General features: G+C 39.5%; 21 protein-coding genes and 1 pseudogene. 18 read left to right on the top strand and 4 right to left on the bottom strand.

From position 1 onward, the window contains the following. Positions 1-94 precede the first annotated feature (94 nt). On the bottom strand, positions 95-799 hold the full coding sequence (locus tag LM917_RS19625; protein ID WP_232699418.1) for a peptidylprolyl isomerase: 705 nt from the start codon (positions 797-799) through the stop codon (positions 95-97). Positions 800-1,146: 347 nt separating this feature from the next. Between LM917_RS19625 and LM917_RS19620 the strand changes: the two genes are divergently transcribed. The 3 genes and pseudogenes from LM917_RS19620 to LM917_RS19610 all read left to right on the top strand — a co-directional run. Continuing rightward, a complete protein-coding gene (locus tag LM917_RS19620; protein ID WP_232699417.1) occupies positions 1,147-1,617 on the top strand; it encodes a GNAT family N-acetyltransferase in 471 nt (156 codons plus the stop codon). Positions 1,618-2,040: 423 nt separating this feature from the next. Continuing rightward, the gene (locus tag LM917_RS24660) at positions 2,041-4,455 is read left to right on the top strand and encodes an S-layer homology domain-containing protein (protein ID WP_232699416.1); all 2,415 of its coding nucleotides are present in this window, start codon (positions 2,041-2,043) and stop codon (positions 4,453-4,455) included. A 121-nt stretch (positions 4,456-4,576) separates the two neighbouring features. Beyond that, a pseudogene (locus LM917_RS19610) lies at positions 4,577-5,027 on the top strand (RtcB family protein); the annotation flags it as partial. Positions 5,028-5,151: 124 nt separating this feature from the next. Here the strand turns inward: LM917_RS19610 and LM917_RS19605 are convergent. After that, entirely contained in the window at positions 5,152-5,541 is a 390-nt protein-coding gene (locus tag LM917_RS19605) for a DnaJ family domain-containing protein (protein ID WP_232699415.1), read from the bottom strand. A 149-nt stretch (positions 5,542-5,690) separates the two neighbouring features. Between LM917_RS19605 and LM917_RS19600 the strand changes: the two genes are divergently transcribed. The 11 genes from LM917_RS19600 (at position 5,691) to LM917_RS19550 (ending at position 15,585) form a co-directional block, all read left to right on the top strand. Further along, positions 5,691-6,371, top strand: coding sequence for a hypothetical protein (locus tag LM917_RS19600; RefSeq protein WP_232699414.1), 681 nt, complete (start codon positions 5,691-5,693; stop codon positions 6,369-6,371). Positions 6,372-6,454: 83 nt separating this feature from the next. Beyond that, positions 6,455-7,162: a 23S rRNA pseudouridine(2604) synthase RluF gene (gene rluF, locus LM917_RS19595; protein WP_232699413.1), complete on the top strand. Its 708-nt coding sequence runs from the start codon at positions 6,455-6,457 to the stop codon at positions 7,160-7,162. Between the two features lie 98 nt (positions 7,163-7,260). After that, complete coding sequence (locus LM917_RS19590) at positions 7,261-8,055, top strand: thymidylate synthase (RefSeq protein ID WP_232699412.1); 795 nt, start codon at positions 7,261-7,263, stop codon at positions 8,053-8,055. Next, entirely contained in the window at positions 8,056-8,538 is a 483-nt protein-coding gene (locus LM917_RS19585) for a dihydrofolate reductase (protein WP_232699411.1), read from the top strand. 115 nt (positions 8,539-8,653) lie between these two features. Continuing rightward, positions 8,654-9,229: an RNA polymerase sigma factor gene (locus tag LM917_RS19580; RefSeq protein ID WP_232699410.1), complete on the top strand. Its 576-nt coding sequence runs from the start codon at positions 8,654-8,656 to the stop codon at positions 9,227-9,229. After that, entirely contained in the window at positions 9,219-10,328 is a 1,110-nt protein-coding gene (locus LM917_RS19575; protein WP_232699409.1) for a TolB family protein, read from the top strand. The genes LM917_RS19580 and LM917_RS19575 overlap by 11 nt, the downstream gene beginning before the upstream one ends. A 14-nt stretch (positions 10,329-10,342) precedes the next feature. Then, complete coding sequence (locus tag LM917_RS19570; RefSeq protein ID WP_232699408.1) at positions 10,343-12,649, top strand: DUF8725 domain-containing protein; 2,307 nt, start codon at positions 10,343-10,345, stop codon at positions 12,647-12,649. Further along, positions 12,646-13,572: an ABC transporter ATP-binding protein gene (locus LM917_RS19565; protein WP_232699407.1), complete on the top strand. Its 927-nt coding sequence runs from the start codon at positions 12,646-12,648 to the stop codon at positions 13,570-13,572. Before LM917_RS19570 ends, LM917_RS19565 begins: the two co-directional genes overlap by 4 nt. Then, positions 13,572-14,414, top strand: a complete 843-nt coding sequence (locus tag LM917_RS19560; protein ID WP_232699406.1) for an ABC transporter permease — start codon at positions 13,572-13,574, stop codon at positions 14,412-14,414. Before LM917_RS19565 ends, LM917_RS19560 begins: the two co-directional genes overlap by 1 nt. A 98-nt stretch (positions 14,415-14,512) precedes the next feature. Next, positions 14,513-14,698: a hypothetical protein gene (locus LM917_RS19555; RefSeq protein WP_232699405.1), complete on the top strand. Its 186-nt coding sequence runs from the start codon at positions 14,513-14,515 to the stop codon at positions 14,696-14,698. A gap of 584 nt (positions 14,699-15,282) precedes the next feature. Then, the gene (locus LM917_RS19550; protein ID WP_232699404.1) at positions 15,283-15,585 is read left to right on the top strand and encodes a DUF1292 domain-containing protein; all 303 of its coding nucleotides are present in this window, start codon (positions 15,283-15,285) and stop codon (positions 15,583-15,585) included. A 167-nt stretch (positions 15,586-15,752) separates the two neighbouring features. On the opposite strand, the gene LM917_RS19545 is transcribed toward LM917_RS19550, so the two are convergent. After that, positions 15,753-16,142 carry a YflT domain-containing protein gene (locus LM917_RS19545; RefSeq protein ID WP_232699403.1) on the bottom strand — a complete coding sequence of 130 codons (390 nt, stop codon included), beginning with the start codon at positions 16,140-16,142 and terminating at the stop codon, positions 15,753-15,755. Positions 16,143-16,683: 541 nt separating this feature from the next. Here LM917_RS19545 and LM917_RS19540 point away from each other — a divergent pair. From LM917_RS19540 to LM917_RS19525, 4 genes are all read left to right on the top strand, one after another. Next, entirely contained in the window at positions 16,684-18,648 is a 1,965-nt protein-coding gene (locus LM917_RS19540; protein ID WP_232699402.1) for a DNA gyrase/topoisomerase IV subunit B, read from the top strand. A gap of 2 nt (positions 18,649-18,650) precedes the next feature. Beyond that, the gene (gene parC, locus LM917_RS19535) at positions 18,651-21,122 is read left to right on the top strand and encodes a DNA topoisomerase IV subunit A (RefSeq protein WP_232699401.1); all 2,472 of its coding nucleotides are present in this window, start codon (positions 18,651-18,653) and stop codon (positions 21,120-21,122) included. A 98-nt stretch (positions 21,123-21,220) separates the two neighbouring features. Then, complete coding sequence (locus LM917_RS19530; RefSeq protein ID WP_232699400.1) at positions 21,221-21,550, top strand: hypothetical protein; 330 nt, start codon at positions 21,221-21,223, stop codon at positions 21,548-21,550. A gap of 139 nt (positions 21,551-21,689) precedes the next feature. Continuing rightward, on the top strand, positions 21,690-21,896 hold the full coding sequence (locus tag LM917_RS19525; RefSeq protein ID WP_232699399.1) for a hypothetical protein: 207 nt from the start codon (positions 21,690-21,692) through the stop codon (positions 21,894-21,896). A gap of 35 nt (positions 21,897-21,931) precedes the next feature. Here the strand turns inward: LM917_RS19525 and LM917_RS19520 are convergent, their stop codons facing one another. Continuing rightward, the gene (locus LM917_RS19520) at positions 21,932-22,141 is read right to left on the bottom strand and encodes a hypothetical protein (protein WP_232699398.1); all 210 of its coding nucleotides are present in this window, start codon (positions 22,139-22,141) and stop codon (positions 21,932-21,934) included. Between the last annotated feature and the right edge of the window lie 4 nt (positions 22,142-22,145).

Raw genomic sequence — 22,145 nt, 5'->3', positions numbered from 1 at the left:
TTGAAGTGCCGAACAATAGGAGGGTACTGGAAAATAAAAAGACTGTATTGCTCTATTACGAACAAATACAGTCTTATTATCCATTTGTTTCAAGCTATTTTTTCTCTGCAGAAACCTCTTTAATCGTAATATCCTTAATGACTACTTCCTCGGTAGGAGTGCTTACTTCGCCCATATTACCCGCTTTGACAGGGGTTGAAGCGATCTTGTCCACAGTATCCATGCCATCTATAACTTTACCGAAAATGGTATAAAAAGGCTGGGAGTTTAATCCGGTAACATCTTTACCTGTTCCAATGAAAAATTGGCTACCATTTGTATGGGGACCAGCATTTGCCATGGCAATGACTCCCTTTTCATATTGATGACCATTGTTTAATTCATCCTCAAATTGGTAACCTGGTCCACCTGTTCCATTACCTAGTGGATCTCCCGTTTGGATCATAAAGCTTTTCATAATTCGATGGAAGGTAACACCATCGTAAAAATCATCCTTAGCCAGGAAAATAAAGTTATTTACTGCTTTAGGAGCATCCTTAGCAAATAGTTCAATCGTGAATGATCCCTTGTTCGTATCAATAACGGCCTGATAATTTTTATTGATATCAAGGGTCATTTCAGGCTCTTTATCGTATTGCTTTATTTTGTTTTGTTCTTTGTTCCCATCTGCCTTTTGTTCGTCCTGTCCAGCAGGAGTGTTAGAACCAGTTGCTGATTCGTCTGTGTTATTGGCAGTACCACAGGCGGCAAGCGATAAGGTTAATAGGCACATGACGAGTAATTTCGTTACTTTGTTCATCTGTAAAACCCCTTTATATGTTTGCTAAACACTATTTCTAGCACATTGTAACAAAACAAAGGGGTGGGGGGAAGGGGAGGCGAATATGGACGGAGCAAATTCTATTCCAAAGACCACGTTTCAACAAAAAATTCTGAAAAAAAAGCAACCTTTCGCTGAAGTATATGTCTTATTAATAGATAGAGTTCTGTTAGTTAAAGAATAAAGGTGTATCATGAAATAAAAAAATGGAATAAAATGTAATTTACAGTCACAACTTCTTTACTTACTACAAGTGTCATCCGTTAGCTCAATAGGCTAATGTGGTTTCTTCTTTTCATCAAAAAGCAAAGAATGAGGTGAATGTTATGAAAATAAGAAATGTGAAATCCTCAGATTACAAGTTGATTATTCCTGTCTTAAATGACTGGTGGAACGGTCGTCAAATGACTGATAAGTTACCGAAGTTATTTTTTGACCACTTTCAAGAAACTAGTTATATCGTTGAAGAAAATGGGGAGATTGTAGGCTTTCTCATTGGATTTTTATCTCAAACAAGAAACAATGAAGCTTATATTCATTTTGTAGGCATACATCCAAAGTACCGCCAAATAGGCATTGGACGTAAACTTTATCTAACATTTTTTAATAAAGTACAGGAAAACGGGGTTAAAACTGTCCGTTGTGTAACTTCGCCGGAGAATAAAAATTCAATCGCTTACCACACAAAACTGGGATTTGTTATTGAAAAAGGAAATACAATTGTAGACGGGATTGATGTACATAGTAATTATGATGGTGTAAAACAAAATCGAGTTTTATTTGTTAAAACACTATAGCCTGTCAGTTTTGAACGTAAAAACGTAACCTTTTAGTTATAATATCTGTCTTATTAATAGACAGAGTTTCTGTTATTTTATGAAAAATAAGTCAAGTACGATTTAGCTTCCTTATACAAGCGATCAACATATGTTAGGAAGATGGGGAGAGTTATGATTCGGAGGGCATATCAATACTGAATTCCCATGACCTTTAAAGGGAGAGGTGGTGATTAAGATGTGATTGGGGAGAGGAGTAACTACATTAGTACAAAAATAAAAAATGTATTATCGAGTTTAGTTTCATAGACGAGTAGAAGTTTATATTAAGGTAAATTTCAAGTCAATTTGGGGTTTACTCGATAATAACTTTACGCAGTTATAGGAGATATCAGCAGTGCACTGGACTATAACTGCTAAAAGAAGAAGAGGGGAAGATTTAAAGTGAAAAAAGGGTTAAGGAGTTCACTAACCGCTTTAACCGCAGTAGCCACAGTATTATCCGGGTCTGGATTTATTCCGTATGTGGGCATCGAGAATAACGTGGCACATGCATCTGAGAATGTAACACCCGTAGTAACTGAGGACGTGGTAAAATCAAACAGTAATGCAGTTGATACTAAAAAAGAAGAAGTTCAAGCTGAAACCACTCAAATCAGTCAGCCAACTAACCTTAAAGTAACAGGAACCACAAGTAACTCTATTACTTTAAACTGGGATAAAGTAGAGGCTGCAAAGAAATATAAATTGAGTGTGGGTTCAGAAACTATTTTTGTTGACAATACCCAGAGCACGCCCACTGTTACAGTTGAGAAGCTAAAAGGGGAAACTACCTATGTAGTGACATTAGTTGCTATTGGTGCGGACGGAGTCACTGAAAGCGCACCTACAACTACAAATGCAACTACATTAGCTGACAGTGTACCTAATCCGAATGAAGTTGCTCCTGCACAGCCTGCCAATTTCAAAGCATCCAAAGTACAATCTTCGTCTATTGTTTTACAGTGGTCAGAAGTTAAGGGTGCTGATGAGTACATCTTGAAGAGAGACGACAACGTGCTTATAGCTAAGACGAAGAGTACAGTAGTTAAGGATGACACTGTAACTCCTAATAAGTTACATAAGTACTATGTTGTCGCTAAGAACAAATATGGGGAAAGTGCTCCAGTTGAGTACGTAGTAAAAACACCTCCTGTAACCAAGGTGGAGAAGTCTAACGTAGATTCCACTCATAACAAAGTATCTTTTAACTTTAAACAAGTAGAAGGAGCTACTGGTTATGTGGTAACTCGTAACTCAGAGTGGATCTATACTCCTAATGGAGACGGTACTTTTTCTCTTAAAGTAGTCAACAAAACAGGAACTAGCACTAATTTAGGTAAAGTAACTCCTAAGAATGGTATGCTTGAATTTACGGAGTCTGATCTTGATTCAAATAAGAAATATTCTTATGAGTTGATCGCCTACTTACCTTCTGGACCTAATGGAGAAGTGGTAAGTACAGACCCTACTACTGTGGATGCTAAAACCGCAGAAAAGCCTCCTAAAAAGAAAGATATTGTAGCTGACAGTATCCAAGTATCTGAGGGTAAACTGGACCCTAAGTTTAAAAAGGATAAATATAAGTATGATGTAGAAGTTCCTTACGGTGAGAAGACTATTAAAGTAAAAGTAACCGTAGACACAGACGATTATAAAGACTTCACTATCAAAGTTGACGGTGAAAAAGCTAAAAACGAAAGATATTCTGATGAAATCAAATTAAAAGAGGGTAACAATAAGATCAAAGTTATAATCAAAGATAAAGATGGAGAAGAAACTGAATATGTAATAAATGTTTATCGTAAAAAGAAAGATGACAGTAATTCTAACAATAGTAATGGAAGCAGTAGTTCCTCCAATAACAGTTCCTCCACTAATGGAACTTCTGGCTCTAAGGTCTCCGGTTTTACTACAAAGCCTTCTGTTGATAATTTGAAACCTAATGAATTGTTAGGTCGTTCAAATGGTCACATTGCTTTCCCTGAGAGCGTTCAGGCTAAAGCAGGGATATCCACTGTATCCATAAATGTTTACGACACTGCTAAGATAAATAAAGCTAAGGCAGAGGGTAAACAATTAAAAATGTACTACTACAACAGTAGATCCAAGCAGTGGGTAGCATTGTCTTCTCAAGCCACTATTGAAGCAGACAGAGCTCAAGTAAATGCACAACCTATCAATGGCATGAACACATGGTATGCTGTGTTTGCAGTGAACCAACCAAAATATGTAGACATTGCTAATCACTGGGCCATGAATTCAATCGAACGTTTAACCGGTATTGGTGTATTTGAAGGTTATAATGGAAATAAAGGTACGATCTTTAAACCTAACAACGCTATTTCTAAAGCAGAACTTTCTTCTACATTAGCTAGAATCCTAGGGGTTTCTGCTAATGCAAATGATTACACTCTTTACAACGTTGTATCTAAATTAAACGTAACTGAGGAGCAATCCATCATCTCTTCTATGCAAGGTGTTCCAGATTGGGCTAAATCTTACGTAGCTCCCTTGAAGAAGTCCAATATTATTCCTAACCACCTAAGCGTAAACTTTAACGGGAATCAAGCTGTAACTAGAGCAGAAGCAGGTGTATTTATTACGAATGCACTTAAAGCAACTCCGGGTTACTTCGTACAGCCTCTAAATGTTAGAACATACAAAGATGGCTCTACTGTTCCAGATTGGGCAGTTGATAAAATTGATTACCGAATCATGAAAGGTGATCAAAGCAATAACTTAAATCCAAATAAACCACTAACTAGAGCTGAATTAGCTGTCATGATTGACAGAACGATTCAAACACTAGGTTGGTAACAAACTAGGCTAGGGGAACATCCCCCTAGCCTTTGTTTTTTCGAACAAAGTTTAACTTAATCCGAAAGAAGTCCCCCACTTCTAAACGTGAAGGTGCGACAACACCAGTGAAAGTAGGGGATGGAAAGAGGAGCACAATGGCAAGGAGTATGTGGTTGTCAGAAAAGGTGCCACCCCATCTGCACCTGGACAAATGGGTTTTATCAGTGGAAGTATGGGAGATATATCTGTAATTGTACGTGGGAAGGATTCGTTAAGAGAATAAAGTTGCTTTTTATAGTACCGTTCATGGTGCGGGTCGAATCATGAGTCGAACCGAAGCGGCAGGTAGAATGAATTGGAAGACGAAAAAGAGAAGTGGCGGGAAAATTACTCGCGAACAGATGAAGGCTGCTATTGATTCATTTGGAGTAGAACTGCGTGGAGCAGGAACGGATGAAAGTCCGTTTGTATACAAGAAGTTATACGAAGTGCTACATGCCCATGAAGAAACATTGGATGTTATGCATGTATTAAAACCGATCGGGGTCTATATGGCAGGAGCAGACGAGTTCGACCCATATAAAGATTGATGCTGTCTAGTTCATAATACAGATAGAAATTTTTAGCATAATTAAAATTGCACTCCCTATTTGGAATGATTGAGCAATCGTTTCCGTGAGGAGTGCTTTTATTTTTAGCAACTTAGAATGTTAGTTACTCGTACGTTTCCAGTTTCTGTTCCATATTCTCATAGGTGATTTGTCCTCGTTGCATAATGGGTGGACAATTTCGGTTGTATTTAGCAATAAGTTTATTGATCTCTTCAATTTCACTGATCATGAGTTTTTTATTATGAGCTGTTGCTTTTTTATCTACAAGCTTTTTCAGTTCATCTCGAATGGAGTGTTGTAGATCTACCCACGAAGGAATGTAGTTAGCTTCTTTTAACACGTTGCTAAGGGCATCACCTTTAAGGTAGCTTTCTTTTAACGGTTTCCCGAATCCGGGTAAGTCTTTTATATCACCTACATCTGCGGAACTATCTGGACTATTAGAAGGCATCCGCTTGTGAAGAAAGGAATGATCATTTCGCTCCTTCGTCATCTCTATATCCCCTTTCCTTACATGTATGAATATTATTCTCTTTTTAATAAAAGTAGCTTTGTTATAAATAACTGAATATTTTACGAATTTGTGAAGTTGGTGTATTCTATAATGTAGTTTTCATGAAAAAATGGAGGAGTATCTAACCAATGAAGTATTTGATATATATTCCGATGGGAATCAGTCTTCTGCTATTTATAGTAATATGGAGAGCATGTGCACCAATTGAAGAGGAAAAAGCTGCAATGATCGCAGTTGCATACATTAAAGAGCAGTTTCAACAAGAAATTAAAATTGTAGATGAGCTTTTTTATCACAACGGACTTGGTGGGTATGAAGTGACTGCGGAAGTAAGTGATCCAGTTCCTGTTCGCTTTGAAATGATTGTTAAGTGGAAAGGAAAGGTAGTGCCGTATCATTTCACTAAGGCATGGAGTAACTCGAAAATGCTTGGTTTACATGAAGAATATGGGCAGCAGCTTAGAGAACGTAACTTTTCGGTTCCCAAAGAAAGGTATTCCTATCGTCAAAACAAATCGTTCTTTTATGCGTATAGCTGTGCTGACAGAGTTGATTGTACTATCCATTTGTTACAAGTAGCGAAACCAATTGATAATGAAGAAGATCTTCGAGTTACCCTCAAAAAATTATATGAGTTTCAACTACAATTGCCTGAAAGGATAAACGCTATTCGAATCCATGATACGAATAAGAATGAGGATACTATCAAGTGTATACGTCCAGAGGAAACATACAATGAGAAAGCTACACAATATTCATTTGAAGAGTTTCTTATACAGGGAGAATGTGAGGAACTTGGAGATTATTAGGGCAATTTTATACGCAAGCGTTCTTGGATAAAGTATAATAAACAGGTGTTTATGTATTTTGGCATAGAGAAGGGATTACTTATATGAGGATTAATAAGTTCATTAGTGAAACAGGAATCAGCTCCCGAAGAGAAGCAGATAAATGGATAGAAGCAAAACGAGTAACGATAAATGGTAAGATTGCTGAGCTCGGAAGCACAGTGGAACATAACGATAAGGTGCTTGTTGATGGAAAACTAATTGGCTCGAAGAAGAAAGCGGTTTATATTGCTCTAAATAAGCCGGTTGGTATTACTTGTACCACTGAAAAACATGTAAAAGGGAATATCGTTGACTTTGTGAATCATCAGGAGCGGATTTTTCCTATCGGACGATTAGACAAGGACTCAGAAGGCTTAATTTTGCTAACAAACGATGGCGATATCGTAAACAAGATTTTACGAGCTGAGAATAACCATGAAAAAGAGTACATTGTTACTGTTGATAAAAATATTACACCAGCCTTTCTCAAAGGCATGAGTAGTGGTGTACGAATCCTGGGTACAATGACCAAGCCTTGCAAGGTAACAAAAATTAGTGAACGTGTTTTCCGCATCTTTTTGACACAAGGTTTAAATAGACAGATCCGCCGCATGTGCCAGGCCTTTGGCTATCAAGTAGTAGAGCTGCAACGTATTCGAATCATGAATATTAAACTAGATGGACTGAAGGTGGGGCATTGGCGGAACCTATCTTCAAAAGAGATGAGCGAATTACAAAGCTCATTAAAGGAAGATGAAAAAAAACGTTAATCCACTTGTTTGCGGGTAGTTAGATTCACCTGCAAGAGTGAAAAAAAGTAAGATTTCAGGTATACTTGCTTCTAGTTTTTGCAAAGGACGTGATTGAAATGACCAATAAGAACCAAGCTGATAAACAGTATCTCGAACTAGTGAGAGAGATTCTTGAGGAAGGTTATTACGATAATAATCGGACGGGCATACCAACGAAAAAGGCTTTTGGTAAAATGTTTACTTTTGACTTGCAAGAAGAATTTCCTATTTTAACGACCAAATTCGTCGCATTCAAAACGGCAGTGAAGGAATTGCTGTGGATTTATAAGCACCAAAGCAACGATGTAGGGCTATTGCAAGAAATGAATGTTCGTGTGTGGGATGAATGGGCTAGGGAGGATGGCACGATCGGGAAAGCATACGGCTACCAAATTGCTAAGCATAAACAAATTGATAAATTGATTGATGGACTGCGTAAAGATCCTCAAGGAAGACGACATATCATGAGCTTATGGGACATGAATGATTTAGAAGATATGGCATTGCAACCATGTGCGTTTCAGACGATGTGGGATGTAGCGGATGGATATTTGAACTGTACCCTTGTGCAACGAAGTGGTGACATGGGGCTAGGTATTCCGTTTAATACTGCACAGTATGCTGTACTTGTTCACCTGATCGCGCAAGTAACAGGGTACAAAGCAGGCAAATTCCATCACTATATGAATAATGCTCATATCTATGAAAATCATTTTGAAGGACTTCGTTCTCAGTTAGAGCGTGAGCCATATGAATCCCCACAATTGTGGATCAACCCGGAAATCACCAACTTTTATGATTTTACACCCGACGATATTAAATTAATTGAGTATAAACACCATCCAAAAATCTCTATGGAGGTGGCAGTGTAAATGCTATCAGCGATCTTTGCTATGGGACATGACCGCGTTATCGGAAGAAATAATCAGCTTCCGTGGCATCTGCCTGCTGACCTTGCATATTTTCGCAAGGTGACAACCGGTCACACGGTTATAATGGGTCGAAAAACGTTTGACTCGATAGGAAAGCCCTTGCCTAATCGTCGCAACATTATCGTAACAACACAATCTAATTATCATCAAGACGGGTGCGAAATTGCCCATTCACCTGATGAAGTTCTCGAACTGATAAAGGGAGAGGCTGAGTCTTTTGTTATCGGTGGGACCGAAATCTATAAGCTGTTTTTTCCGTGTATCAACAGGATGTATATTACCAAGATTGATCAACAGTTTGATGGGGATGCTTTTTTCCCGGAATGGAATACGCAGGAATGGCAGCTTGTATCAGGGGAACCAGGTCATACAGATGAAAAAAACCCGTATCCCTTCTCCTTTCAAGTGTACGACCGACACTAAAAGCAAGATGTTTGCCGTAATATTGTGTGGCAAACATCTTTTTTTGCGTTTTACTGTGACCTTTTATTGAAACGGCTCGTCAAACCTGTAGAAAGACAGGGATGGAGGATGAGGGATGGTAAAGGCATCCAAGCCAAACGATGAAGGTAATGTGTCGATGGTTGAGAAGAATGACTACTATGAACACCGGGAATTCCCCGAGTTATATGATGAGTTCTTCGACAGAGTAAATCGCTATTTGCGCTGTCGTGTACATAATCCATGGGATGCAGATGACTTGACTACTACGGTTTTTATGAAGGCATTAGAAAAATTTCACCAATATAGTAGAACAAGCCCTTTTGCATCATGGGTATTTCGGATTGCTCACAATACGTTTGTAGATTTTGTAAGACGAAACAGAGAATTTCCTACTGATACAGAAGTGATGCTAGGAATCGTGGCAGATGATGAATATCAGCCAGAGCTTCGAGCATTGACGAAGGAAGAGATTGAGCTACTTCGCAGACGAATGAATGATTTAACGCAGGACCAGCGCGATGTGCTTACCTTACGTTTTTTCGGAGATCTAAAGATTGCACAAATTGCGGATGTCTTACGCAGAACGGAATCATCTGTCAAAATGATTTCCCACCGAGGGTTAAAGAGCTTGCAAAGCATGTATGAGGAAGGAGACCATCATGATGGATGATCAGCGTCGTACACCAGATGAAAAGGAAGAGACTGTTGTCGAACTTTTAGCACACTTGAATGAAATGCGTCGTGCGGTTCCGGTAAACTATCGCTTAAAAGAAGATTTAAAACGAAAATTGATGGAACAGATGCAGGATACGAAACAGTCACTAGTTCTAGATCATACTAAGTTGGGAGAATCAAAGCAGGTTGATAAAGAACTAAAGAAGAACCGTGGACGTCTTTTCACATATACAATGGCTGGTGCGGTTGCTCTGGTTGCTATTACGTATTTGGTATGGCCCAATAAAGATCTCTCTTATGCCCTTCCATCAGATGCCTCCAGCGTTCCGTTATTACAATCGAAGGATATGGCAGCAATTAATAGCAGTAATAATGAGAAGAAAATTGCATTTGTTGATCAAGATCAAAAGGTACAAGTTAAAACGATTCAATTGGATAGAGAAATACTTTCGTTTTCCTTGCCAAAAACAGCTGGAAGCTATGAAGATGTGGCCTGGTCGGATAGTGGAACTAGCATGGCTGTTACCGAAGAGCTAGAAGACAAGGCAAGACTCTGGGTGATAAATCTGGGTAACGCTAATCGGGCGAAACCTGCATCAAGACTGGTGTTGGAAGTGCCGAAAGCAGAACTTTTATCACCAAGTTTTGCACCTAATTCCGATTTAGTTGCGTATACCCGCGTACAAAATGGAAAGCAGGAAATATGGGTAACGAATCTGATTAGCTTGGAAGAAGAGAAATTAACAGATGGAACCGATCCCGCATGGTCAAGCGATGGAAGATACCTAAGTTATATTTTCAAAGATGAGATTAAAGTATATGACAGAAAAACAGAAGAGCATAAGACGATAGGTAAAGGATCAGCAGCTTCTTGGTTCTCATCCCATCATTTACTCGCTCTTACACCAGAAAAAAATATTAGTTACACAGATATAACAAAAGATAATCCAAGCTGGAAGAATATATCCATTCCCAGAGAGGTAGATCAAAGCAAACTGACAAACGTGGAAAGTACAGGAGATGGTAGCGCTATTCTTTTGGTTACCAATGAATCAAATGGTTATCAGTTTACACCGCTTGATCTTGAAAAATAGGAGGAAAAATCAATATGTGGAGATGGATTCTTACAATAGCCCTCGCGTTGATGGGACTTCAGCTTCCTGTTGCTCAAGCGGCAGATAGAGTTGAAATACAAACCAACATTCCATTTAAAGAGATATTGAACATTAATGGCTGGAGCAGAATATATGTAGATTTGGACAATAATGGTGATGAATTTCAAGGAGAACTAAAGCTTGTTCTTGTAGATCATAAGTCTAAGGCACACCCTTTACCTTATATGAAAGAAATTAAGTTAAAAAAAGATGAGAATAAACAGGTTTACTTTGATGTTCCAAATCAATTTTCTACTCGATATTATGACGAATCAAGTTCCTTGCAACTCGGATTATATGAGAATGATGAATTGATCCAAAAAACAAAGGTAACGGATAATAGCAGAAGACTTCATGAGGGTGATATCTCGGTAGTTGTTTTAGACAAAAATCCAAACAGCATGAGCTTTTTAAACCAAGCCCGTCAAACTACTGAAGGTGCGAGTAATATGGAGGAATATAAAAAAAGTTATTCAATGGCTGATTCCGCCTATTGGGAAGCTATGCAGGTAAGAAATATTGATCCGAAGCAATTACCTTCTGTGACCCATGTACTACATAATATCCAGATCCTTATTATTGGAGATATCCCTGCAGGATCACTTACGGATGAGCAGGTTGGTGCAGTGAAAAATTGGGTGCTTTCTGGCGGGAAGCTAATTTTATCAGCATCAACACCAGAAGAACTACTAAATCAGTTTAAAGATATTGCACCGGCTTATCAGAAAAATCCTGGTATGACGAATGACCTTGCTCAATTAGAAATCATTTCTAAGGGAACCAAGCTTCCGTTTACTGAGTTGAACATGTATGACAAAAATCTGCCCCTCTTTAGCATAAAAGAAAACGGAACAGGAAAGGTCTTGTTTGCTAATTTTGATGTAAATGCACAACCTCTAGTAGTGTGGGCATACAATCAGGCACTATGGAACCGAATCATTTTTGAACACGGATTACATCAAAACATGGTAAATAAATATGGTATGTATGATACACCTGTAGATATGATCCCAGGTGTATCATTGCCGTCCCCATTCATCCTGTTGATGATATGGCTAGGGTATGTGGTGATGCTGGGTCCTGTTATGTATATGGTGTTAAAGCGTCGTGATAAAAGAGAATGGGCGTGGGGAATTATACCTCTCACCTCCATTCTGTTCTGTGTGGGGACGCTAACATTCGGTAAAAATATGATCGCTTCAGAAGACAAAATATATACCGTTACAAATATAAAAGTAATAAATAAGGATGTAGCAGATGTTTCAACAAATGCTGCCGTTCTCATTCGATCAGGTGGGAAAATGTCTGTAGATACGGGGGAACAATTCCTTCCTCCTACGATGAATATCGAAAGGAAATACGAAATCCGCGATCAGGAAATTGTACAGGATGAGACTGGTAAAACCAGAGTCACTCATAATAAAGTTCCTTATATGACTCAGACTTCCCTTGAAACCTTTGGATTGGTTAATGGAATTGGGGAATTACAAGCTGACGTTACGTATAAGCAGAAAAAACTAAAAGGAACCATTAAAAATAATACAAAGTTCTCTTTTGAAGAGTTATATCTGCAAATGGGAACGAATCAGATTAAGATTGGGCCTCTTGGAAAAGGTGAATCTACGACAATTGACGTGGAAGTGAAACCGGTTTTTAATCAGCAACAAATATTTGATCGTGAACGAGGCAAAATGACACGGGAAGAAATCGCTAAGCAGCGCTATGAAAGTATGCTAATGAGTCATTCAGGTTCAGGCAAAATCATGTTAGTTGGTTCATCAACCGATTCATATCCGGTTTATAACCTTGCAGATCATGAAGTGGAGGAGCATTTCCTCACTGTAATCAGTCAACCAATACGTATTAAAAATGAAGCGAATAATAAGGTAACGTATCCGTATGGAACAATAGAAGTTGGGGTTACATTCGATGAAAAGGTACATGAAGAGGTAGGACAGATTGTCATGTATAACGGAAAAGCTACGTTTTCTCTTCCTGTTCCTTCAGATTTTAAAGCAGAAAGAGTAGAGTCACCATTAGATAATATTGCGTTTGAACCAGTGAAAAAATATATCTATCATGCTAAATCCCGTGAGTGGAAAGAACTTCCTTCAGGCAAAGCCCTGGTATTGCAAGGAAACGTAGAGGAATATGTTAACCAATTGGGTGAAATTCTTGTACGCTTTGTCTATACAGGTGATGAGCCCGTCTACGTGCCAAAACCGGTATTTGAGATGGAAGGAAGGGGGACGAACCAATGATTCAGACGCACGATCTAACCAAACGTTATGGCAAGTTTGAAGCGTTGAATAGTGTGAACTTGTCGATCGAAAAAGGAAAAGTGTATGGATTTATCGGACCCAATGGTGCCGGTAAAACAACAACGATGATGATTCTGTCCACTTTACTTTCTGCATCAAGTGGAAAAGCATATGTGGGCGGTTATGATGTGGAAAAAGAACCAAAAGATGTTCGACATATCCTTGGCTACATGCCTGACTTCTTTGGTGTCTATGATAATTTGAAAGCAACGGAGTATTTGGATTTTTATGCGAGTGCCTATAATATTCCGCAAAAGAATCGTTCGGCTTTAATCGCAGACCTGCTTGAATTAGTCAATTTAAGTAACAAGGCGGATTCTTATGTGGATCATCTCTCAAGAGGGATGAAACAACGTCTTGGTTTGGCTCGTTGCCTAGTTCATAGTCCTGAAGTACTCATTTTGGATGAACCTGCATCTGGTCTTGATCCACGTGCACGAATTGAGATGAGAGAGATTTTGAAGAAACTACAGGGATTGGGTAAAACGATCCTAATAAGCTCTCACATTTTGCCAGAGCTGGCTGAGCTGTGTGACGAGATCGGTGTTATCGAAAAGGGACGCCTAATTGCGAGTGGTTCAGTGCCAGAAGTAAGTGTAGATACACGCGGTATCTCCATCATGCAAGTTAAGGTTATTGGTCGCGAGGAAGTGGCAGAACAAATTTTGAGTAGTGATCCTTTAGTACGTCGTGTGGATAATAAGGGTAATCACTTCCGTTTCCATTACATTGGATCACCAGAGGAAAAGGTATATCTTTTACAAAAGCTGATTGCAGCAGAGGTTCCCGTTACTCATTTTGCAGATTCACAAGAAAACCTGGAAGATGTCTTCTTGGCAATTACGGAAGGAGTGGGGAACTGATGGGAAACTTCTTTACGAATCCATTAATCTCGAAGGAATTGCGTGAACGGTTCCGTACGCCTAAAACAAGCTGGACAGTGGGTTTATACCTGTTTGTATGTGGCGCGATCATCATTGGTTTTATGAAGATTATTGCCAATGAACAAACCGATTTATTAGGCTCAGGGGACAGATTACTTGTTATCATGGCAGCGGTTCACTATGCGTTGATTTGTTTTATTGCTCCTGCGCTAGCAGCGGGTGCGATCAGTGGGGAGCGAGAAAGACAAACGTTAAATATTTTGCTTACGACACATCTTTCACCGCGACGTATTGTTTTAAGCAAAATGTTGACATCAATCTTGTTCATGTTCTTGCTATTGATTGCGTCAATGCCGTTATACAGCTTCATTTTCTTGTATGGTGGGGTTGCACCCATGCAACTTGTTAAGCTCTTTCTGTTTTTTACCGTGAACATTATTTTCTTCGGGTCTCTGGGGATTTTTTGTTCAACCTGGATTAAACGTACGAGCATTAGTACAATTACTGCATACGGAATAGGGTTCTTTTTCGTAGTTGGAACAGGGGTCATTCTGTTCTTTTTGATGAACTTTATTACGTACTGGATTACTGATACACGTATGACACCTATGGACTACCCAATTTTGGAATGGATAGCTTCCATTAATCCATGTATTGTAGGTTTAAACATTTTAGAGAAAAATTTAATGGGTGAGTCATGGACTATATTTTCCCAGTATTATTGGATTATTTTCACCGCCTTTTATCTTGTGTTAAGTGTAATCTTACTTTGTTTGGCTGCTTACATCCTTAAGCCTGTCCGCCGTCCGTGGAGTGAATAGTACGAGAACCTTAGCGTAAGAATGAGATAGTCTGTCTCTTTTAACCATGCTATACTACTCACAGGTAAAAGCGATTCAGTCAAGGAGGAAGTCACAAGATGACGAATAAATCACCATCGGAAGAAGTACAGATTGTTGATTTTGAAGAAATGTTAACTTTCGTTGAGAAACGTCTGGCACAACAAGGAATGAAAGTAGGTCGTCAAGAAATTGCTGCGATCATTCAAGCAGAAGAAGAATTTTTGATGGAAAAGGGAATCATCGAAGAAGTGCAAGTGGATTAGTTGGATCTCTACAAAAATGATAACAGCGAACTCACTCTGTAATAGTAAAGACAAGTGACAGTACATGAGGTTGTTAAAATCAACAACTTGTCTAATATGTTGCACGTTATATTAACGTAACAAAGGTACATCACTAATAATATAGTGGTGTACCTTTTTCTTTTACAAGACCACTAAATGACCTTATTTACTACCATAACAACACATAATAGTTAATTAATAGTTAATTATTTACAACAAAAAACATTGATGCAGTATAATAAGAATAAATATTCCGACAACGTTCATGGCATTTAGAAAAGTTTTATAGTTGGAAAGACACTGAAAATGTAGATGTAGAGTTATTAGATACTGTTGAATAGAAACTAAATCTACTCAACTAACGGGTGTGTTAGTGGAATAACATAAGGGGTTCGCTTTTTTCTATCTAAACTCACCTTGTGTACCATTTTTCATGGACAATTTATCCAAAGAAAGGTATGCTAATGAAGGCACTTGGGAAAACTGGTTAGGAAGTACCTTGCGTCATAATACAGCATGCTTTATGGATAGTTAGATACCATTAGCGGCAGGAGGCTACTATAATGGAAGACGATAAAGATTTGGCATTGGGCGATATTATTGCTCTAGATGATGAGAATGGCGAAGAAATGGGCGATTTTGAAGTAATCGCGATGTTTGAACTAAACGACAAACAATATGTTGCGATGACCGATTATGTTGAAAATGAAGAAGAGCTGGATGAAGAAGGCGAAATCGACATCTATGTTTTCGGAATCGAAGACGGTGAATTGGTTCCTCTATTAGAAGAAGAGGAAGAAGCAGCTCATGCAAAATTGCATGAAACACTTGATGGTATCGAGCTAATCGATCATTCAAACGAATAATGAATAAGTAAACCCTCCACTTGCCAGATGGCAAACGGAGGGTTTTTTTTCTGTAACAGAAAGCATAAACTGCGGAGCAACTCAACCTGATACGCATGAAAAACATCCGCTAAAGAAGAACCAGCTTCATCGAATAGACTTCAATGAAGTTTTTCTGATTGCATAAATCAATGTAAATACTGCGTGTTCATTTCGATGATATTATCCTTCAGGTCTCGAACAGTGAGGATACAGGTTTTGTCCGTTTCCTCCAGTTCACGTACAAGTGCTGAAGCCTCGTCTTTTGTTAAGCCAAGATGCTCCAGCTTGGTACGCAATTCCTTACCACCATTGTCAAAAAAATTAGCCTTGCTGTCGATATTTCCTTTGGCACTTTCAAAATGTCTACTGTATTTGTAAAAATTATCTCGTTGATTGGAATGGTTTTTGTCCGGATTCCATTTCAGTACAGTAATATCATCCTTTGCGTAACCAGAGGAATTAAGCGCCTCGATGTCATCAACTAGATGGTGGTCATACTTGTGCAGCTTAACAAAAGGCTTCGTTGCGGATATCAAGGATATCATCCCCTTTTATAAGGCTTCTCCTGTGCGTTAGTATCTTCCCCGTAACAAGTCTCTCTTACACTGACTAAACAGTGGCAATCATTGCGGCTTCCTTGTATGATCAATCCAGTTTTGCTACAATATATCATTGGGTAATACATAAGAAAGATGCGTTATTTACTTAGAAATGTATATGAGAATCAGGAAAGACCAGTCAGGTCATCTTGCAGTCATGCAGGGAGGCTTATTTTTTACTAAATAACACGAACAGTTGTTCTTTGTAGGAAAAATTACAAATATTCTTCCCGAAGAAGGAACTTATTGAGTATTGTTAGAAAGGGTATGGATGCCAATTTTACTCTGATCAGAAACAAGGTATAATTTTCCGTGATGAAAGATAAATTATGCGAAACAACAAGCAGTAACAGTTTTTTATGTAAGTGCTTTCTTGCAAAAGAGTTTTTTATTCATAAAAAATGGTATAAAATAGCGATTAGGTGTTCGCTAAAGACTAATGTACGTGATCGCAGAGTAGAACAGAGGGGAGAACAGAATGGCTGATAATCGAGCACTATCGTATAACGAAGATGATATTCAGGTCTTGGAAGGCTTAATCGCTGTCCGTAAACGACCTGGTATGTATATAGGTTCTACCGGCTCAAGAGGCTTGCATCATCTTGTTTCAGAGATTGTAGATAATGCAAAGGATGAAGCCCTTGCTGGAGTGAACGACAGGATTATTGTAACTTTGAACCCTGATGGAAGCGTCAGTGTGGAGGACCACGGTCGAGGTATCCCAACTGGTATGCATAAAACAGGTAGACCTGTTCCAGAAGTTATATTTACCACACTGCATGCAGGAGGTAAATTCGGCGGGGGAGGATACAAAAAAAGTGGTGGACTTCACGGTGTTGGTTCCAGTGTTGTAGTTGCCTTGTCAAGTTGGTTGGAGGTTGAAATCCATCGTGAGGGCAACATATATAAGCAACGTTACGAATATCTGGTAGATAAAAATGGTCAGGAACATGTGGGGAAGCCAGTAACGGGTCTGGAAATCATCGGGAAAACAAAACGGACAGGCACCACGGTTACGTTCAAACCAGATCCAGCTGTATTTACTGTAACTAAATTTGATTTTGAGACGCTACGAGATCGTTTTCGTGAGACCGCGTTCTTGTTAAAAGGGTTGCGCATGGTTCTGATTGACAAACGCCAATCAGAAGTACGCAAGGAAGAGTTTTATTATGAAGATGGCATTAAATCATACGTAGATTATCTGAATGAAGGTAAAAATACTCTTCACCCGATCATCTATTTTGAGGGTGAGAAGGATAATGTTTATGTTGAACTTGCCTTCCAATACAACGATGGGTACACAGAAACACTTGTCTCTTATGTGAACTCCATCCCAACAAATGATGGTGGTACACACGTAACTGGGTTCAAGAATGCAACCACACGTATCTTCAATGATTTCGCGCGTAAAAAAGGCTACCTTAAAGAAAAAGACCCGAATCTTCCGGGAAATGATTTACGTGAGGGCTTTCTTGGCGTTCTCTCTCTTCAAATGGCGGATGTGCAGTTTGAATCGCAAACAAAAGATAAACTAGGTAATGAAGAGGCTAGAGCGACTGTAGAACAGATTATCTCGGAAAAACTAGGGTTTTTCCTGGAAGAAAATCCGGAAATCGCTAAGCTATTGATTGACAAAGCCTTAAAATCCATGCTAATTCGCGAAGAACTACGTAAGCAAAGAGATGCTCTTCGTGGAGATAAAAAAGGAAAAGGCACGAAAAAACGCCGATCCATTTCTGAGAAATTCACGCCACCTCAATATAAAAACCCGAAGATCAACGAACTGTTTCTAGTAGAGGGTAATTCAGCCGGCGGTTCTGCTAAGCAGGCGCGTAACTCAGAGTTCCAAGCCATTTTCAGTTTGCGTGGCAAACCGCTAAATACGGAGAAAGCCAAACTTTCTGATGTACTTATGAACGAAGAATTCCGCACGATTCTTGAGGTGTTGGAAACAGATATTGGTGAAGATTTCTCCATCGAAAATTGTGCGTTTGACAAGATTATTATTATGTCGGATGCCGACGTCGATGGTTCACATATTCAGGTTTTGTTACTTACATTCTTCTTCCGTTATATGCAGCCTCTGATTGCTGCGAACAAGCTGTTTATAGCCCAACCTCCGTTGTATCAGGTGTCTAAGGAAGGTAGCCGCGGAAAACAGGCGGAATCCTACTATTGCTGGGATGATGAAGAATTGCAAGAAGCTCTGAAAAAGCTTGGTAAAGGTGCCAAGTTGACTCGATACAAAGGATTGGGCGAAATGAATCCTGAGCAATTATGGGAGACGACGATGGACACTGAACGACGCAAGCTCATTCAGGTATCGTTACATGATCTCGCTCATTGTGAAAAAATGATTACGGTTCTGATGGGTGATAAAGTTCCTCCTCGCCGTGAATGGATCGAGACCCATGTCACCTTTGAAGTAGGAGAGGATGAATAAACATGTTGTCGAATCGCATGATTGAGCAAAACTTCTCAGAAATCATGGGTAAACGCTTCGGAGATTACGCTAATCTGGTTATTCTCTCCCGTGCTATTCCAGATGCCCGAGATGGCTTAAAACCAGTTCAACGTCGAATCCTCTATTCGATGTATGAGGACAATAACACGTTTGATAAGGCATATCGAAAATCAGCGAAAACAGTTGGTTCCGTAATGGGTACGTATCATCCCCATGGCGACACAGCAATTTACGAGACAATGGTTCGTATGGCTCAATGGTGGAAAATGCGCCACGTTCTCGTTCAGGGACAAGGAAACTTTGGTAGTCTGGATGCAGATATGCCAGCAGCCATGCGTTATACGGAGGCTCGCCTTTCAGCACTCGCTAATGAACTATTGAGAGATATTGATAAAGAAACCGTAGCTTTTATCCCTAACTATGATAATTCTACGGTTCAGCCTTCTGTCTTGCCAGCGCGCTATCCGAATTTATTAGTAAATGGTGCTACAGGTATTGCCGTAGGCTTTGCCACTGATATTCCTACCCATAACCTGGGTGAGGCGATTGATGCAACAGTCGCTATGTTGAGAAAGCCGTCCATCAGTACGGATGAGTTAATGGAGCATATAAAAGGACCTGACTTTTCCACAGGTGGTATTGTGCAAGGGGTTTCTGGTATCAAAAAGGCATTTGAAACGGGCAGAGGTCAATTTATTATCCGAGGTAGAGTACATATCGAGGAGCCAAAAGGGAATAAGATTAAGCGCATTGTAATTAGTGAAATCCCTTATGATGTTGTGAAGTCCAAAATGGTTGCACAAATCGATGAACTAGTCTTGGAACGTAAAATTGAAGGTGCTCTTTCCGTTCGCGATGAAACAGGTCGAAAAGAAGCAGAGCTTAAGAAAGTACGTATCGTCATCGATATCAAAAAAGAGGCAAACCCGCAAGCAATTCTCAATTATTTATATAAACATACAGATTTGCAGATCTTCTATAATTACAACATGAATGCGATTCATGAAGGTACGATCAAGCAGATGGGACTAAAACAACTTCTTGATGCCTACATCGTCCATCAAAAGGAAGTTGTAACGAGCCGCTCTCAATTTGATCTCGATCGCAAAAAGAATCGGAAACACATTGTAGATGGGTTAATCCATGCCAAATCGATCTTGCGTCAAATTGTGGATACCATTATGGACTCCATTGATCGTGCAGATGCCAAGAAAAATATTATGGAGAAGTTCGAGTTCACTGACCTGCAAGCAGATGCAATTCTTGCTATTCAATTAGCTTCCCTTACACGTATTGATATTGTGAAGTTGGAAAAGGAACGAGAAGCCCTCCAAAAGGAAATTGAAGAACTAGAAGTAATACTGGCTAGTGAGAAAAAATTGATTAACGTCATCATCTCAGAGCTAAATGAAATTAAGAAAAAATATGCAGAACCTCGATTAACGGAAATCCAAGGCGAAATCGAGGAGATAAAACTGGACTTGTCTATGCAGATTCAGGTGGAGGATTGTATCGTTACGCTGACTAAGGAAGGATACGTGAAGCGTGTAAGTCCGCGCTCCTTTAAGTCAATGGGAGGTTCAATTGAAACCTGTGGCGTGAAGGATGGGGATCGGGTCCGATTCTTTGCGGAAACGAATACCTCTCATACAGCCTTGTTCTTCACCCAGGACGGTAAATATTTTGCAACGCTGGTAAACGATATTCCAGATGCCAAATGGAAAGATATAGGTTCAGCATTAGTCAATGTCTTGTCGCTCGAAAAAGGGCAAAAGATTGTGGCAATGCATATTGTAGATAGCTTTGATAAACCGTTGTATGTATGTCATGCAACACGCAGTGGTCTCATTAAAAAGACCTCGTTGAAGGAATATGAGACAAACCGCTCTGGAGCTATTGCTGCCGTTAAATTGAAGGGGGATAGTGACGAAGTAGTCCATGTCCATCTCATTAACGATGAGGGTGCTTTTATCGTCGTATCCAGAGAAGATATGATTATCCGCTTCGCCCAAACAGAAGTATCTCCAACGGGACGTGCTTCCAGTGGGGTAAAAGCAATTAACTTGGCAAAAACAGATGAGGTTATTGATGTACTGGTAACTGAGATCGAAGACCAACGGGTCCTACGTACGTTAACCGAGGAAGGCATTCTGAAACGGACGCAGGTATCAAGTATTCCGTTACAAGGTCGTGCGGGTAAAGGACTTGTCCTGATTCGTAAGCGTAAAACAAAGCCGCATCTGATCATAGCGAGCCAAATTGAGGATGATAAAGCAGAGAAATGGCTTGTAGCTGGTAAGTCTGGCAAAATCGTCGAAGTAAGTGGCGAGCAGGTAAATGTCACGGAGCAAGGTGGAATCGGTCGAGCGATTATTGATGAGGAAGTAGAGCAGATTTTGCAGGAAGCAACCATTCCTTCTGAAGAAAATAAAGAGTCCGGTGAAGAGACATAATCTAACCTGATAACGACACGAAAGGAATTACCTACTACCAGAAGCACCAAGAGACCCAACTTAGACGGGATACAACATGGAAAAGGATGAGGAAAAACATGTCTAAGCCATTTGATAGCTTTGTATGCGAATTGAGCGGAATTCAAGTTCATTTGCTACTTGATACAGTGAGTTACTTTGAAGAAGCGCCCAAGTACCTTTCACTTCCAAATCAGCAAGGTGAAGCAATCTCAGTTCCCCTTCTAGCAGATGCACTGCGCACAATGCTTGAAGCAGCTGGTGGAGAAGATGAACTAGAAAAGAAAGCATTTAGCTTTGATTTTGAATGGACAGATGAGGATAAGCAGACAGGAATTCTGCTGATAACATTACCAGATGGTAAGGTTATCAAACAGGATACCACCTTAACTGATTTTTCCATGGTGTAATTACAATCAGAGTATCGGTAGGAGTAGGAACCGTTGCCCCACGTATTGGTGCAACGGTTTTTATTTGTGTAGAAGGAAGATTTTACTCCCTTCATGCTTTCTGTATTCATCGGACACACTAGTCAAGAGGTGAATGACGATGGAAAAAACGTTACACGTTGATGGTCATGAATTGCATTTTGCTACAACCTGCGATGGGGACTCCCAATATCATGTGGAAGTACACCATTTAAACAAGTTATTAAGTGCATTTGCAGTAAGTGCTGCTTCCGAAAGCGAAGTTTTTCCTAAAGCAATTGCCCATGTCGAAGCAGATCTTGACATAGGAAATATTACATTGTCATGAACAGAGTAAATCCTCCTGTTATCAGGAGGATTGCTTTAGTTATTGTTCCTTACTATATCCGCAATGGTTTTGATGCCTTTGGTAATCTGTGGTTCCGTTACATTACCAAACCCCATAATTAATCGTTCCTCATACTTCCCTTTGGTAATCGAGTATTTTTCTACAGGATATATCTTAATATTCTGCTCCTCAAGCTGCAGAGCCAGATGAGAATCGAACCGATATCCGGATAATTCGGCAATCATATTG

This window comes from Brevibacillus daliensis, assembly GCF_021245735.1.
Classification (GTDB): Bacteria; Bacillota; Bacilli; order Brevibacillales; family Brevibacillaceae; genus Brevibacillus_B; species Brevibacillus_B daliensis.
Note: the sequence above shows the minus strand (reverse complement) of the source record. Positions and strands in the feature narration are given on the sequence as shown.

What these genes read in the sequence shown, in the direction of transcription:
- LM917_RS19625 (WP_232699418.1), bottom strand. Translation starts at nt 799, where the DNA reads ATGAACAAAGTAACGAAATTACTCGTCATGTGCCTATTAACCTTATCG.
- LM917_RS19620 (WP_232699417.1), top strand. Translation starts at nt 1,147, where the DNA reads ATGAAAATAAGAAATGTGAAATCCTCAGATTACAAGTTGATTATTCCT.
- LM917_RS19605 (WP_232699415.1), bottom strand. Translation starts at nt 5,541, where the DNA reads ATGACGAAGGAGCGAAATGATCATTCCTTTCTTCACAAGCGGATGCCT.
- LM917_RS19600 (WP_232699414.1), top strand. Translation starts at nt 5,691, where the DNA reads ATGAAGTATTTGATATATATTCCGATGGGAATCAGTCTTCTGCTATTT.
- rluF (WP_232699413.1), top strand. Translation starts at nt 6,455, where the DNA reads ATGAGGATTAATAAGTTCATTAGTGAAACAGGAATCAGCTCCCGAAGA.
- LM917_RS19590 (WP_232699412.1), top strand. Translation starts at nt 7,261, where the DNA reads ATGACCAATAAGAACCAAGCTGATAAACAGTATCTCGAACTAGTGAGA.
- LM917_RS19585 (WP_232699411.1), top strand. Translation starts at nt 8,056, where the DNA reads ATGCTATCAGCGATCTTTGCTATGGGACATGACCGCGTTATCGGAAGA.
- LM917_RS19580 (WP_232699410.1), top strand. Translation starts at nt 8,654, where the DNA reads ATGGTAAAGGCATCCAAGCCAAACGATGAAGGTAATGTGTCGATGGTT.
- LM917_RS19575 (WP_232699409.1), top strand. Translation starts at nt 9,219, where the DNA reads ATGATGGATGATCAGCGTCGTACACCAGATGAAAAGGAAGAGACTGTT.
- LM917_RS19570 (WP_232699408.1), top strand. Translation starts at nt 10,343, where the DNA reads ATGTGGAGATGGATTCTTACAATAGCCCTCGCGTTGATGGGACTTCAG.
- LM917_RS19565 (WP_232699407.1), top strand. Translation starts at nt 12,646, where the DNA reads ATGATTCAGACGCACGATCTAACCAAACGTTATGGCAAGTTTGAAGCG.
- LM917_RS19560 (WP_232699406.1), top strand. Translation starts at nt 13,572, where the DNA reads ATGGGAAACTTCTTTACGAATCCATTAATCTCGAAGGAATTGCGTGAA.
- LM917_RS19555 (WP_232699405.1), top strand. Translation starts at nt 14,513, where the DNA reads ATGACGAATAAATCACCATCGGAAGAAGTACAGATTGTTGATTTTGAA.
- LM917_RS19550 (WP_232699404.1), top strand. Translation starts at nt 15,283, where the DNA reads ATGGAAGACGATAAAGATTTGGCATTGGGCGATATTATTGCTCTAGAT.
- LM917_RS19540 (WP_232699402.1), top strand. Translation starts at nt 16,684, where the DNA reads ATGGCTGATAATCGAGCACTATCGTATAACGAAGATGATATTCAGGTC.
- parC (WP_232699401.1), top strand. Translation starts at nt 18,651, where the DNA reads ATGTTGTCGAATCGCATGATTGAGCAAAACTTCTCAGAAATCATGGGT.
- LM917_RS19530 (WP_232699400.1), top strand. Translation starts at nt 21,221, where the DNA reads ATGTCTAAGCCATTTGATAGCTTTGTATGCGAATTGAGCGGAATTCAA.
- LM917_RS19525 (WP_232699399.1), top strand. Translation starts at nt 21,690, where the DNA reads ATGGAAAAAACGTTACACGTTGATGGTCATGAATTGCATTTTGCTACA.
- LM917_RS19520 (WP_232699398.1), bottom strand. Translation starts at nt 22,141, where the DNA reads ATGATTGCCGAATTATCCGGATATCGGTTCGATTCTCATCTGGCTCTG.